This window comes from Bacteroidota bacterium (assembly GCA_018266835.1).
Taxonomy (GTDB): Bacteria; Bacteroidota; Ignavibacteria; order Tepidaquicellales; family Tepidaquicellaceae; genus JAFDZO01.
In genome coordinates, this window is the sequence record JAFDZP010000005.1 from 1 (window position 1) to 15,136 (window position 15,136).

Annotated in this window: 13 protein-coding genes; 1 reads left to right on the top strand and 12 read right to left on the bottom strand. The window is 37.1% G+C overall.

The features are described from left to right. From JST55_12980 to JST55_12990, 3 genes are all read right to left on the bottom strand, one after another. Positions 1 to 1,856, bottom strand: a 1,856-nt coding sequence (locus JST55_12980) for an exo-alpha-sialidase (GenBank protein ID MBS1494421.1), incomplete at its 3' end; no start/stop codon positions are given. A 78-nt stretch (positions 1,857 to 1,934) separates the two neighbouring features. Further along, positions 1,935 to 3,434: a beta-propeller fold lactonase family protein gene (locus tag JST55_12985; GenBank protein MBS1494422.1), complete on the bottom strand. Its 1,500-nt coding sequence runs from the start codon at positions 3,432 to 3,434 to the stop codon at positions 1,935 to 1,937. Then, complete coding sequence (locus JST55_12990; GenBank protein MBS1494423.1) at positions 3,435 to 3,899, bottom strand: acyl-CoA thioesterase; 465 nt, start codon at positions 3,897 to 3,899, stop codon at positions 3,435 to 3,437. 877 nt (positions 3,900 to 4,776) lie between these two features. Between JST55_12990 and rocF the strand changes: the two genes are divergently transcribed. Beyond that, positions 4,777 to 5,721: an arginase gene (gene rocF / locus JST55_12995; protein ID MBS1494424.1), complete on the top strand. Its 945-nt coding sequence runs from the start codon at positions 4,777 to 4,779 to the stop codon at positions 5,719 to 5,721. Here rocF and JST55_13000 read toward each other — a convergent pair. From JST55_13000 to JST55_13040, 9 genes are all read right to left on the bottom strand, one after another. Continuing rightward, on the bottom strand, positions 5,718 to 6,185 hold the full coding sequence (locus tag JST55_13000; protein MBS1494425.1) for a hypothetical protein: 468 nt from the start codon (positions 6,183 to 6,185) through the stop codon (positions 5,718 to 5,720). The genes rocF and JST55_13000 overlap by 4 nt on opposite strands. After that, on the bottom strand, positions 6,186 to 8,819 hold the full coding sequence (locus tag JST55_13005; GenBank protein ID MBS1494426.1) for a valine--tRNA ligase: 2,634 nt from the start codon (positions 8,817 to 8,819) through the stop codon (positions 6,186 to 6,188). Positions 8,820 to 8,834: 15 nt separating this feature from the next. After that, positions 8,835 to 9,617 (bottom strand): ParA family protein, encoded by a 783-nt coding sequence (locus JST55_13010; GenBank protein ID MBS1494427.1) that lies wholly within the window; start codon positions 9,615 to 9,617, stop codon positions 8,835 to 8,837. 41 nt (positions 9,618 to 9,658) lie between these two features. Further along, positions 9,659 to 10,333, bottom strand: a complete 675-nt coding sequence (locus tag JST55_13015; GenBank protein ID MBS1494428.1) for a fumarylacetoacetate hydrolase family protein — start codon at positions 10,331 to 10,333, stop codon at positions 9,659 to 9,661. Then, a complete protein-coding gene (locus JST55_13020) occupies positions 10,333 to 11,610 on the bottom strand; it encodes a dihydroorotase (GenBank protein ID MBS1494429.1) in 1,278 nt (425 codons plus the stop codon). Before JST55_13020 ends, JST55_13015 begins: the two co-directional genes overlap by 1 nt. 3 nt (positions 11,611 to 11,613) lie before the next feature. Then, the gene (locus tag JST55_13025) at positions 11,614 to 12,252 is read right to left on the bottom strand and encodes an ABC transporter permease (protein MBS1494430.1); all 639 of its coding nucleotides are present in this window, start codon (positions 12,250 to 12,252) and stop codon (positions 11,614 to 11,616) included. Positions 12,253 to 12,382: 130 nt separating this feature from the next. Next, positions 12,383 to 13,696: an HlyC/CorC family transporter gene (locus JST55_13030; GenBank protein MBS1494431.1), complete on the bottom strand. Its 1,314-nt coding sequence runs from the start codon at positions 13,694 to 13,696 to the stop codon at positions 12,383 to 12,385. A 137-nt stretch (positions 13,697 to 13,833) separates the two neighbouring features. After that, positions 13,834 to 14,259: a single-stranded DNA-binding protein gene (locus tag JST55_13035; GenBank protein ID MBS1494432.1), complete on the bottom strand. Its 426-nt coding sequence runs from the start codon at positions 14,257 to 14,259 to the stop codon at positions 13,834 to 13,836. 3 nt (positions 14,260 to 14,262) lie between these two features. Then, on the bottom strand, positions 14,263 to 15,135 hold the full coding sequence (locus JST55_13040; protein ID MBS1494433.1) for a hypothetical protein: 873 nt from the start codon (positions 15,133 to 15,135) through the stop codon (positions 14,263 to 14,265). Position 15,136: the final 1 nt, after the last annotated feature.

The window sequence follows — 15,136 nt, forward strand, 5'->3', positions numbered from 1 at the left end:
GGAGTTACGTTTACCTGTCCTCTTCTGAAAGTAATTGCTCTCGGTCCGTTTGAAGCTTTTAATGAGTCAGCGCCTGAAGCTCCAGGTACTTTATAAGCCCAGATATCAAACTGACCTACCAATGAATCCGATGCTGCGCCTGTGTTTGTAAATCCTGCTGCAGCAAGAATATCATCTAATGCTCCTAATGTAGTTGTAATGGAATTTGTTGAAGCGTTAATCTGTACTCTTCTTGGTGTTGCTACGTTTCCGAATATCCATTTATATGTTGCGCCTGTAGCTGATGTATCCCATGTTAATGTTACCGGAGTTGTAGAGCCCGGGAAGGTAACAATTCTGGAACCGGCTGTTGGTGTCTGAATATTAAATGCGCTTAACGGATATGTTGCAACCTGAATTCCTGCTGTCCATGCATTATACATGCCGGTTACGTCGTCCATCCATAAAGGCCATATCTTTGTACCTTGTGATGTAACGCCGATGTAGTCACCTGCATAACCTGCTGCTACACCTGATAATGTTACTGATTTTGGTTTGAATCTGTGGTCACTTACAACAACATCTGTGAATGTATTTCCGCCGTCGATAGAACGTGACATCATTACTTCAGCAGAGTCAGCTGCAGTATTTCTGTTATCATAATAAACGATATTTACGCCGCCTGTTTGGTCAACGCAGATTGCATTATAGAATTGTAATTTGCCGTTGTTCATAGGGTCTTGGTTTACTCTTACGCCTGAAGACCAGTTTGTTCCGCCGTTTGTGGATTTCCACATAACGATATCTGCGTCACTTCCTAATGGAGAAATGTTTTTTCCGGATGCAACTACATAAATCCATCCGTTTCTCGGTCCGCCTGTTTTATCAACTGCGATTCTCGGGAAACTATTCATTCTGATATTATATGGAGCGAAGCCTGTTCCGAATACTAGCAAGCCGTTCATATCAACAACATTGTTTTGTCCTGTGAAAGTAACACCGCCGTCTGTTGATTTTGCAAAGCTTAAGAAATCTTCTGCAGCGCTTCCAAGAGTGTTACTCCATACAGAGTAAACAACTCCGCCCGGACCGACTGCAACATCCTCACCTCTTGCTGTATAACCTGAAGCGGGAGTTACCATTGTAACCGGTGTTGACCATGTTGTTCCGCCGTTAGATGTATAAGAACATCTTGCGGGGTATGGTGAACTGAATGTTGTATAAACGCAGTAGCTTCTTCCGTAGAATGGGCTTCCGGGAACGTCATCTGTTCCTGCTAAGTTTTTATCTACTGAACCTGATTCAATTGTAAAGTTACCTGTCCATGTTAATCCATTATTGGTTGAAGTATTTGCAAACATACCTGAAGTAGAGAATCCTAAGTGAGTCATATGGATTCTTCCGTCTTTATCAATTGTTGGTCCCGGGTCACCGCCGTGGTTTCCGATTGGAGCGCCTTGTAATGTATCGCTTCCGAACCAGGATATACCGCCATCCGTTGTTACATAAACACCTTCACTTATAAATAAGGAAGAGCCTGCTACATTGATAGCATTGGAAGAACCGAACATTATCAAAGGATTGACAGGGTTTCTAACGATGACAACTTCTGTCTGCGCGCTGTTTACGCGGGGAAGAACGCGAACATTCGGAGCAACCATGAAGGTTCCCTGTGGTGTTCTTATTACTTTTGTTTCTGTGTTTGGGTGAATATAATCTACTTTTCCGACAGGAAGTGCGCCGGTATAAGTTTTACTTGCGTCGAATACCCATGTCGGGTCGACTGCCCATTTCTGGGGTGTATCTTGTGATTTCTGACCTGTAAAAATTACAAATCCAAAAATCGCAACGGAAAACAACAGTATGATTTTCCTCACGAGAGATTCTCCTTCTTTAAGAGTTGCGTTTGGTTTAATTTAATACATATAACAAGCTTTTGATTGCTTACAAAAATATTAGTACGGTATACAAGAAATGCCCGCCGGGAAAGAGCCCATTTCAAGTTTGCGGGAATTTACTGTTAGGTCTGACATATTTATTATTCTTGTTACACCTACTTTGTAACTGCCGGTTGTAGGATGATGCCCGTCCTGCCCTGCCTGTGTTTCGCATGCAATGTATGCGTAAGTTCCGTCTGATGAAAAATCTACACCATGCGGCTGAACACCGACTCCGGTAATAGTTTTAAAGGGGGTATTAGTTGTTGGATTGATAACTGTAACTGTACTATCGTTTCTGTTACATACGAAAATATACTGATAATTTCTTGAATATTTCATTAATAAAGGATTATCCCCTACCAGTATTGTTGGAGTTGTTGCTGAAGGATTTAACGTGTTGGCATTAAACACTCTTACATAATCTTTTCCTGTATTTCCTGCTATGCCAACGCATGTAACATATAATGTGGAATCGTCCGGTGAAAGTACGCACTGATAAGGTCTGTGAGTACCTGTTCCGTTTCCTGAAGGCGGAACTCCGTCTGCAACAGGTTTCGCAATTTCAACATCCATCGTACTTGTGTTTATCTTGAAAATATATTCTCCAAGCTGGCTTGTAACAAAAATGTATTGTCCGTTTTTAGTGATAGCCATTCCGTGAGGGGCAGTCATCTGCGGCGCAGTTGCAGTATCAACTATGCTCATACCTCCGGCAGTACTTATCTTCAATGTTCTTTTTGTTGTTCCTGACGCTTCAAAATTTGTGACATAAATAAAATTGTTATCCGGTGAAACAACTATGTGCGCGGGATTTACGCCTGCGGCAATTCTTCCAATCAGCTGATAAGTATTGACATCATACTTTTCAACATAGCCTTCCTGAATTAAGCTTATATAAAAATATTTCTGCTGCGGGTCAACTATTATATAGTGAGGCGAATCCAGGCTTGTTCTTCCACCTACAGGAATCATTCTTGTAACAATATTCGTTTCAGTGTTTACTACTGAAACTAAATCCGCTGCCTGATTAGTTATAAAAGCTTTTTTAGTAAAATCCTGATTAGCGATTTGTCCGTCTTTGTTCGGCGCTCCGTTGTTTATCCATCTCATTAAAATCGCAACTTTATCAGAAGGCATTTTATGAAGGTCAGGTAAAACCTGCGATACGGGTGAAATGTTTGTATCGTTGTTAACGACCGATGTAATGTGCGACCAGAAGGCATTATAAGGAATTATCATTGTTCCGTTATTAGAACCCTTCATTGCCGATGACCAGTCCTGCAAATCAAGTCCGCCTGCTTTTGATGATGTATTATGGCAGGAAGAATTCGTACAGGTATTTGCAGATGAATTATATGTAGTGCTGAAAAGTGTTGCAATGCTATCCGGGAACGGTGTACCTGTAGGAGTTTCGTTCGTAACGAAGTCCTGCTTACAGGCATAAAAAAATGTTGTTGTGGAAATTATAAATAATATTAAGAAAAAAAGTTTATAGCTTTTTTTAAGGAAGTTCATTTAGTTTGTTTTGTTAAGTAGTTTAAGTTCAGGTTCAAATTTTTTTATATCTTCTATAAAATTGTCAGCCAGACTTTCAGGGGTATTATTTGTGGGATGGAGATTGACGAGTATTCCTTTTGCTTCACAGATAAGAGCTTTGGTGTTATCATTTTCAATTATCTGGTCGAAGCAGAAGCTCGAGTTTTTTATCCATTCAATTCTTGTGTAAACGTTCAGCACGTCATCTAATAATCCGAATCCTTTGTAATTAATATTGTTGTTAACAACAACAACCTTTAATCCGTCATTAAAAATTCCGTTAGGTAAAATTGTGTAGCCGAGGTTTCTTCTGTATTCAATCCGCGCCGTTTCTAAGTACTGAAGATAGACTGCATTGTGAACAATGCCCTGTGAGTCCACTTCAAAAGTCCTTACCCTAACCTGAATTTTGTGATTATATTTTTCGCTTCCCACCTGCTCCATTTTAAAAAATTTAATTTTGAAAATTAATGTAATTAATTATCCTAATCGCAGTTTTTTATCTGATGGTAAGTAAGAAAGAAAGTTTCCCTATTAGTAGTAATGGGATAGAATTGCTATGATGGGAAAAATAGAATTTGTAAATTGTAATCAATTCAGAATTTAGAATGCAGAATTTTATATGAGACTTGAAACTGAAACAAAACCCGACTTTTTCCCTACTTTTTAAAAAAACAAAAAAGTCAGTATTGAAAAAACAATATTGATTAAATAAAAATGTTACAATAATGTGACTTTCAAAAATCGAATTCCCTCTTCTTAACTAAGGGGGTAAAAGGAAGAGCTAATTAAGTTTTCCTTCTCGTTCCCAACTGCCTGTCCCGCTTTAGCGGGATCCTCGTTGGGAACGCCGTGTGATTAATTTGTTTAATTTTGCAATTGATTTAAAAATCGGGATGTACATTCCTAACGAGGACGTTAGGAATGAGGGAAAACCAAAACCCGACTTTTTCCCAACTATTTTAAAATAAATAAGATTCTAATATCTCAATTAAAGTCCCCTCCTTTTCAAGGAGAGCTTGTCCCGCCAAAAGCGGGAGGGTTAGGGGTGGTTAAATTTTAAAGATACGTTCCAACGCTGGAGCATTGGAACGAGGAGTGAGAAAACAAAATCCGACTTTTACAAAAAAGATTTGAAACTTGGAATTTGAAACTGAAATAAGAATCCGACTTTTTTCCGACTATTTTAAAGAAACGTTCCGAAGCCGGAGCATCGGAACGCGGGAGTGAATAATCTAAAATCTTAAATCTTAAATGTGAGAAAATTTTCTCTCTCTATTTTGCAGTGCCTTTTTTTTATATTTAGCAAATTTCAAACTTTATGATAAATCAGAAAAGAAATAAAAAGATTAACAGAAATATCGGAATGATTGGCTTCCCGATGGATTTAGGCGCCGACCGAAGAGGTGTTGATATGGGGCCTTCCGCCCTGCGATATGCTAACTTAGAAAATAAACTTGAAGACCTTGGCTATAAAGTAACTGACTACGGCGATATAGATGTAGAGATTTCCGAGACACAGAGAATCCGCGACCCGAAGCTGAAATACTTATCGGAAATTGTTAAGACATCAAAAGTTCTTGCCAAAAAAGTGGAAGGTATTATGAATAAGAAATACTTCCCTCTTATTCTTGGCGGTGACCACGCAACTGCCCTAGGCAGCATTGCCGGAATTGCCTCGTATTGCAAAAAGAAAAATAAAACTTTGGGTGTAATCTGGATTGATGCTCACCCTGATATGAACACTCCGGAAACGACTCCTTCAGGGAATATTCACGGAATGCCGCTAGCCGCAGCATTAGGACTTGGAGATAAACGCCTTGTAAATATTGGCGGTTTTAAGCCAAAAGTTAAAGTAGAAAATGTTGCAATGATTGGCATTCGCGATGTTGACCCTCTTGAAGCAGAGACAATTAAAAAGCTCGGAGTAACGGTATACACAATGTCAGAAGTTGATAAAATGGGCATTCACAATATTATGACTAAGGTTCTTGAGGATTTTAAATCGCGCGTTGATCATATTCACATCAGCTTTGATATGGACGGTATTGACCCGGACTATGCTGAAGGTGTCGGTACGCCTGTACCGGGCGGACTTACCTACCGCGAGTCGCAGCTTATCATGGAAACAATTGCATCAAGCGGAAGCATGAATTCGCTTGAAGTCCTAGAAGTAAATCCGATACTTGATTATAAAAATAAAACTGCTGTACTGGCAACTGAGCTTATTGCCTCAGCCTTGGGTAAGAATACGCTGTGGGATTAAGATTTTTTTAACTGTGGGTAGTTCTTTAAAATTTCAAGAAATTTTTCTAAAGCTTTTTCAAAGTTTTCTTCATAGCAAAATGCAATTTCTGTGTGAATTGCGTAAGTGAAATTTACTTGCCTTAAGTTTTCATATTCTAAAACTTTATTCAAAGGAATTTCAATTTGTTCTTTAAACATTTCAGAGGAGGATAACTCTAATGAAGTTGGAAAAGTCGGACTTGGAACAACATACTTTGCAGGTATATAAGGATTTGTATTCAAAATAATCTGCGTATCCATTGGCAACGGATTTTTACCATAGTACTCTGCACTAAGAGCGAAAAGATTTATTACATCGAATTCTAAAGTGCTAAAAGTACCAATCTTAATTTCTTTAGACTCAATTTTGTAGTCAGAAAATAGATTATTAATTTGTTCAGCTTCTGACTTATTAGGAGTGCAAATATAAAATTTTTGAATCATTTATAATACTTCCAACGCTTCTTTTATCTTTTCAATCTGTACTTTAGCGTTGTTTTGTTTTTCTTTTTCTGTCTCTATAACCTGCGGAGCGGCCTTAGCTAAAAATCCTTCGTTGGATAATTTCTTATCCAATGTATTATAAAACTTCGTAAGGTTCTCAAGTTCTTTTTCAAGCTTCTCTTTCTGCTTGGCCTTATCAACTAAGCCTTCTAGCGAGAGATAGATTTCGTAATCAGGAAGAATTTTAGATGCATAGTTTCCCTCCGGCTTTGCAGCAGAATTCAGTTCATCAAGATTGCATAAGTTCTTTATATAATTTAAGATATCACCGCTAAGCTCAGTAATGGAATCGTTAATCTTGTTGATGTAAACGGTACATTTCTTTGAGTTAGGAATATTGTTTTCTGCTCTTGTATTTCTAATACCGGTAACAAGCTCCTGTAATGACTGGAACTCATTTTCAATCTTAAGATTGATTTTGTTTTCGTCAATTTCAGGGAATGATTCAAACGAAATGCTCTGTGTGTCTTCGATATCATTGAAGATATGCCAAAGCTCTTCAGTTACTCCGGGAGTTATAGGATGAAGGATTTTTAAAATCGTTAAATAATTGGCTTGCGCGTTTTCAAAAATCTGCTTTGCATTTTCAGGCTTAAGAGTTGCTTTAATTTTTATAAGCTCAATGTACCAGTCACAAAAATCACTCCATACAAAATTGTATATCTGCTTGGAGTAGTCGTTCAGTCGGAACGCTTCGAGATTTTCATTTATAGCTTTCAGTGAAGAATTAAGACGGCTGTTAATCCATTCGTCTATGATGTCAATTTGATAATCCGTACTAATAGGTTCATTTTTATATTTCTCCGTATTCATGGCAATAAATCTGCCGGCATTCCATAGCTTTGTAATAAAGTTACGGCCAATTTCAGTGTTTGTCTCATCAAACATAACATCGTTCCCTAAAGGGGCAAGGTAAACAAGAGTAAAGCGCATTGCATCAGCACCGTACTTATCAATGATATCAAGCGGGTCAGGTGAATTACCAAGCGTTTTAGACATCTTCCTTCCCTGCCCGTCTCGGACGATGGAGTTGAAGTAAACATCCTTGAACGGAATAGCGTCCATGTATTCAAGCCCTGCCATTATCATGCGGGCAACCCATAGGAAAATGATATCGGCAGCTGTGCCGAGGAAGTCAGTCGGATAAAAATACTGAAGCGCTTCGTTGGCTTTATCCTTCTCCTTGTTGTTCTCCCATCCGAAAACGGAGAACGGCCATAGCCATGAGGAGAACCATGTATCAAGAACGTCGGGGTCTTGAGTCCAGTTTTTTATATCCTTTGGCGGCTCAATCTCGCAATAGATTTCGCCTGTTTCATTGTGATACCAGATTGGGATTTGATGTCCCCACCAGAGCTGACGTGAGATACACCAGTCACGGACGTTTTGCATCCAGTGATTGTACGTCTTCACCCAGCGCTCAGGATGAAACTTGATCTGTCCGTCATTAACAACTTTAAGCGCAGGCTCTGCAAGCGGCTTCATAGAAACAAACCACTGGTCAGATAGATACGGCTCAATAACAGCGCCTGACTTCGATGCATAGTTAACGTTGTGAGTTATCTCTTCTATCTTTTCAATGAGGCCAAGCTCTTCAAGCTTAACAACAATTTTCTTACGGGCAACAAAGATATCAAGCCCCTGCCATTCCAGTCCGTGTTCGTTCAGAGTGGAATCTTTGTTCAGTACATTTATAGCTTCAAGGTTGTGTCTCTGCCCTATTTCAAAATCATTTACATCATGGGCGGGAGTTACTTTCAAAGCTCCTGTACCAAATTCTTTATCAACATACGAATCTCTTATAAGCGGGATTTCTTTATTAGCCAAAGGCAGAATGACATTAACATCACCTAAGCTTTTATATCGTTCATCATCTGGATTTACTGCTACAGCAGTATCACCGAACATTGTTTCAGGTCGTGTGGTAGCAACGGTAACATGTTTATCTGTTCCGGCTACTTTATATTTTATGAAGTACAGCTTATCTCGTTTCTCTTTGTATTCTATTTCATCGTCGCTGACTGCAGTCATTGCCTTGGGGTCCCAGTTAACGATACGCTTGCCTCTGTATATCAGTCCTTTTTTATACAGGTCAACAAATACTTCACGGACAGCTTTATTAAGACCTTCATCGAGAGTAAATCGTTCTTTAGACCAGTCAACGGATACACCGAGCTTTCTTAATTGCTTTAATATGATGCCGCCATATTTCTCTTTCCATTCCCAGCCCATAGCGACAAATGCTTCACGTCCGATATCATGCTTAGTCTTGCCCTGCGCTTTCAGTTCTCTTTCAAGTACGTGCTGTGTTGAAATCCCTGCATGGTCAATGCCCGGCACCCAACAGACTTCATATCCCTGCATACGTTTTACCCGGCAGAAGATATCCTGTATGGTGTTATTCAACATGTGTCCGATATGCAATATTCCGGTAATATTCGGCGGTGGAATTACAACTGAGTACTTTGGTTTGCCTTTAACAATTTTTGCTTCGTATAGTCTGTTATCTTCCCATACTTTTTGCCACTTGCTTTCAGAGGCATTGAAATCATATTTTGGTAAAAACTCTTTCATTATAGAATGTATGTATTAATTTTCGGGGTTTGGTTTGTTCTTTGTAATAATTTCATAAGCGAGTTCAAGATAAGCTTCGGCTCCTTCAGATTTTAATCTGTATAAACATAATGGCTTTCCATAGAAAGTAGATTCATTAAGTAAATTTGAATTTGGTATGACGGTATTGAGTAAATAATTTTTGTATTTAAGCTTAAGTTCGCGTTCCGATATCTTAGTGACCTTCGAGTCTTTTTCATACATAGTTAAAACTATTCCTTCAATGTTAAGATGCGGATTTGAAACTTCTCGGAACCATGTAACAAAGCTGAACATACGGTCAACTGAGTCCAATGAAAAGTGCGCGCACTTTACAGGCATAAGAACTGAGTTGGAAGCAATAAGAGCGCTATTGGTAATTCCTTTTAAGACAGGGGGGCAATCGAAAATTATATAGTCATAGTTAGCAGCGACTTCTCTTAATGAATTTTTTATAAGAACTTTGTTGCTGTCTGAGTTTGCATTAAACTTCTCATACATCTGAATTGTATAAATATTAGATGGCACAAAATCCAGATAAGCTATATCGGTTTTATGAATAACACTTTTAAGCGACCTTGAGAAGTTGAATATCTCAAACAGTCCGCCTTTTATATTTTCAGGAGTATAACCTAAGGCAATTGCCGAACCGCCGAACGGATCAACGTCAATAAGAAGCGTTCTCTTTTCTGCTAATGCAAGAGATGCAGCAAGATTAACAGCAGTAGTTGTTTTACCGACTCCGCCTTTAGGAATACATATTGAAATTACTTTTGCCAAGGTTCCTTTAATTAATAATGTGTAATGGGTAATTAATAATTCTATTCTACTTGAACATTTAAATCAACAAGGTCTTCTAACTTTGCGTGGAGCTTATCACCTGAATGCAAAGTTGAAATACCGCTAGGAGTTCCTGTAAAAATCAAATCACCTTCCACAAGCTTGAAAATATGTGAGAGGTAATTTATTATAGTCGGAATATTAAAAATCATTAACGACGTATTACCTGTTTGAATTTTTTCACCGTTCTTTTCCAATCCAAAATTAATATCTAATGGATTTGATATTTTATCCTTAGTAATAATATCTGATACAGCGCAGGAAGAATAAAATCCTTTTGCAGTTGTCCATGGCAAGCCTTTGGATTTTTCATAAGCTTGAATGTCTCTTAATGTTAAATCTAATCCTATAGCATATCCTGAAATATGATCAAACGCATTTTCCTTACTGACTTTATGAGTATCTTTTCCGATTACAATTATAACTTCTACTTCATTCTGTAAATCATTTGAAATTTTTGCCCCGTTAAGTTCCGGTATTCCAACCTTACCGTTATTAGTAATAACAGATGTATTAGGCTTCATGAATACAACCGGTTCTTTTGGTATCTCGGGATTTGCAAACTCATGTATATGGTCAACATAATTTTTACCTATGCAAAAAATATTGTTAACTCTTACTTTTTCTGATGAATCTTTTATGTTTAGCTCAATCATTATAAATCTGTAAAGTATATTTTTGATTTGTTAATTACTGCCACAGGCTTGCATTGCAAATCGTATCCGTTAAATGGAGTATTCCTTGATTTTGATTTTGTCTTAGTCACATCGAATTTCCATTTTGCATTTGTATCAAGTATAGTAAGATTTGCTTTCTCACCGACTTTAATTCTCGGCTGCTTCAAATTCAAAAGCTTCCTTGGATTAATCGACATCAGCTCAATCATTCTTTCAAATGAAATGATTTTCTTCTTTACTAAGTATGTATATGTCAATCCTATTGATGATTCAAGTCCCACAATTCCAAACGGAGCTTTGTTTAACCCTTTAGCTTTTTCCTCTTTTGTATGAGGCGCATGGTCTGTACAAATTACATCTATAGTTCCGTCTTTTATTCCGTTTAAAATTCCTTCAACATCTTTTTTTGTTCTCAATGGAGGATTCATCTTTGCATTCGTTCCATGCTTTAGTAAAGCAGAATCATCCAGTATAAAATGGTGCGGACATGCTTCACCGGTGACATTTATTTTTTTCTTTCGGGCATCTCTAAGCATTTCAATACTTCTTGCGCATGAAATATGCTGTACATGGTAGTGAGCTTTCTTAACAAATTCTGTTATAAGAATGTCACGTTCAACAATCATCGTCTCACTTATTTCGGGAATGCCTTTCACTTTCAGTTTCTTAGATACAGCTCCTTCATTCATTACACCATGATTGGATAAGTCCATATCTTCGGCATGCTGAACAATCATACAATTTATCTTGCCTGCTTCTTCAAGTGCAAGACGCATCAGGTGCGGATTATAAACAGGGCTTCCGTCATCGGTAAAAGAAACTGCTCCGCTTTTTTTAAGAGCTGCTAAATTATTTAAGTCTTTCCCTTCTCTGTTCTTTGTAACACAAGCTGAAATATTTATATCGAGCAGTGATTTCTTATTAAACTTTAATAGCTCTTTTATAATTTTAGGATTATCAATCGGCGGATTTGTATTTGGCATTATCATAACTCCCGTAAATCCTCCGTTCATAGCGCTTAGTGAACCGGTAAACATATCTTCTTTATGCGTCTGTCCCGGCTCTCTGAAATGAACATGCATATCAAAAAATCCCGGTACTGCGGTAAGTCCGTCAAAATCAAATTCAGCATCAACTTTTTTTAATGCTGCCTTCCCTATTTTCTCAAATACTCCGTTATTAATAACTAAATCGGTCTTTCGTTTTATCTTATCTAAAGGAGAGTTTACAAATATATTTTTTATAAGTATCCTCAATTCTTAGCTCCCTAATAAGAAGTTCCAGAGTACGTAATCCATTATAAGAATCATCGCGGCGCAGATAACAAACGAGCGGATTGTAGTATTACCAACACCTTCAGCCCCGCCTTCAGTCTGAAAGCCGATGAAAACCCCAATGGAAGAAATTGTTAATCCGAAAAATAAAGACTTAATCACCGAGGTATAAACATCTTTGTAAGCAAGCTCGTGCTGAAATCCGTTCATGAAAGCTGCCGATGATACACCAAGAAAAAGTGTTGCAACGAGATATGAACCTAAGATAGCAATAGCGCTTGCATATATAACAAGCACAGGTAACATCAATGTAACTGCAATTACTCTCGGGGCCGCCAAATATCTTACGGGACTTATTGCCATTGCTTCAAGCGCATCAATCTGTTCAGTTACTTTCATTGTACCTAACTCGGCAGAGATAGATGCGCCAATTCTTCCGGCTAAAACTAACGCAGCAAGCACTGGACCAAGCTCAACTATTATTGCTTTTGAAGTTGCCGAGCCAAGATAACTTAGCGGAATTAACCCTTTTATCTGATACGCTGCCTGAAAACACGAAACCGCTCCTGTGAAAATACCTATGATAGACATAAGAACAAGTGAGTTAACACCTACGTGAACCATCTGATCAAGTATTAGTTTTCTGTCAAGAAATACTCTTCGTAAATTCAGAAATACACCGAAACACATTTTGTAATATTCACCCAGAGAATCAAAAAGTGCCAACGCTTTATTTTTTATATAATTCAAACTACTATGATGCTCCTAACTTTTGTATTTTTATTTGTAATAACTTGTTCGCTGATTTTTTTGTAACAGTCATTGATATTCCTTTGTAATCAATGCGCTCATAAATCTCCGGAATATGTCCCGTAACCTGCTGCAAAAATCCGCTCAATGTCTGATATTCATCATCATCGACCGGAATATCAGCTTTAAATTTATTATTGAATTCTTCTATTGAGATATTCGGATTTACTAAGTAAACACCTTTTTTGCCGACTTCAATTGTCTTATTCTCTACATCATATTCATCTTCTATTTCACCGACTATCTCTTCGATTATATCTTCAAGAGTAACAAGTCCTTCAACTCCGCCATGTTCATTTACAACAATTGCGAGGTGAATTCTTTTACGCTGAAGTTCTTTTAAAAGCTCGCCAATGTGTTTTGTTTCGGGGACAAAAAATGCAGGTCTTAAAATATCCTGAAGTACGATTACATCTTTATGCTCCGCTGCGCTGATGATATCCTTTGAATAAATAATACCAATTATATTATCAACTGATTCATTATATACAGGTATCCTGGAAAATCCTTCCTCAATAACTTTATGGATAATTGAATCCCTGCTATCGTTTATATCTATCGCAAACATATTGTTGCGGGGAATCATAATTTCGTCAACTGTCTTATCGTTGAAATCAAATATTTTTTCTATAAGCTGATGTTCAGTAGAATCAATTACACCCGTACTTCTGCCTTCTTTTATAATCTGCCGTATCTCTTCTTCAGAGTGAGCCATCTCATCCTTTGATGCTGGTTTTATGCCGAAGATTAGCAGAGTTAAATCTGCGCTTTTATTTAAAAGCCAGATGAATGGCTTAAATATTTTATAAAATATCTGAAGTGGAAATGAAAACCAAAGTGTAATTTTTAACGGAAACTTAATTGCAATTGTCTTAGGGGCAATTTCACCTATTGTAACTGCAAAAAAAGTAATAATTAACAAACCGAGAATTACAGCTAAAGTATGGCTAAGCGGATCCTGAATACCAAAAAAAACAAACACAGGATAAAGCAATTTAGTAAAAACATCTTCGCCTATCCAACCTAATGTAAGGTTTACAATTGTAATACCAAGCTGTGTTGCAGAAATATAAGAATTTATATTCTCTATAATTTTCTTAGAGAGCTTAGCTTGTTTATTGCCTTTATTTATTATTGCGTCAAGTTCCGTTGAACGTACCCTTACTAAGGCAAACTCCGCAGCAACAAAAAGCGCATTTACAATTATAAGAGTCGCAATTAAAAACGCATCAAAAAATACTGATTGGAATGATTCCATATATTACTGCAAAATACTTAAATTCGATTGCATCTTCAATTTACTAAGAAATAGGTTTATTTTTGAAAAATTATTATAAAAAAATCCCCATCCAATTACTTGAATGGGGATTTCAAAATTGTTGTGTAATCTGTTATTTAAAATGGTAAATCACTGTCATCGTTTTGGCTTGAAGAGCTATCAGAAGAACTTGAACTGCTCGATGAAGATGAGCCTGAACCGCCCCCTTCACCTTTTGTATCAAGCATCTGCATATCGCTCATAATTATCTTGGTAGAAAATCTTTTTATACCATCTTTTTCATATTCATCGTATTGCAATCTTCCCTCGCAGTAAATCTTAGAGCCTTTCTTTAAATACTTTGAGCAGATCTCCGCAAGCTTGCTCCATGCGCTTATGTTATGCCATTCAACACGCTTTACTAAATTACCATCTTCACCGTTATAATCATTATTTGTTGCAATTGTAAAAGAGCAAACTGCTGTGCCTTTGGGGGTATAACGCAGGTCCGGGTCTTTTCCGAGACGTCCAATTAAGATAACTTTATTTATGTCTCTTGCCATAAATTAATTTTTATTTATTAACTTCCAATAACTTAACTTATTTTTTTCTAATATTAAATACTTTTCCTTGCTCAAAACGACGAAATCGGTAAAATCTGAAATGGTATTATACTCAAATAGATCATACATATCCTCAAAAGTACTCTTTTCAATATTGTAAGAGTAAATTTTATTATTAGTCAGCAGGTAAAGATTATTATCGTAAACTGAAATCGAATATATAGTATCAACCTGAATTTTTTTTACAAAGGTACCAAAGTTATCATATTTCAAAACGGCATTCTGTCCGATATCATGTATAAAAATATAATTGTTCTTATCCTTAACCATTTTTCTTCCGCGTACAATACGCCCCTCCGAACTCTGATATTCTCCGAATGAATTAACAGGAGTCAATCCGTCTTTATAAATGACAACTCGTTTATTATCCTTATCATATACGTACAAATCATTTGAATTCATTAAAATTGAAGATACAGGAGTATTAAACTGATATTGCGGTAAAAATGTTGTAAGATTTGTAACAAGCGAAGAGATATAATTCAGATTTCTGTCAAAACGCTGCACACGGTTATTCTTCCCGTCGCAAATAAAAATATCAAGTCCCGTTGATGCATCAATGCTTGTAGGAGTATCAAATAATCCGTCGCCCCATCCCTGCTTACCGTTTCGTTTTACTTCTACAAGATTTTCATTAAGCTTAATTACCTGATTTGCTTTATTATCCAGTATATAAATTTTGCCGAGATTATCAGGCGAAAGCGAAACTGCATTCTGAAATCCTTTAACTTCATATTGTTTTACTAATACTCCGCCCTCTTCAAAATGAGGAACCGTTAACCATGTAAGAATATTTAGTAAGAATAAAAATATCATT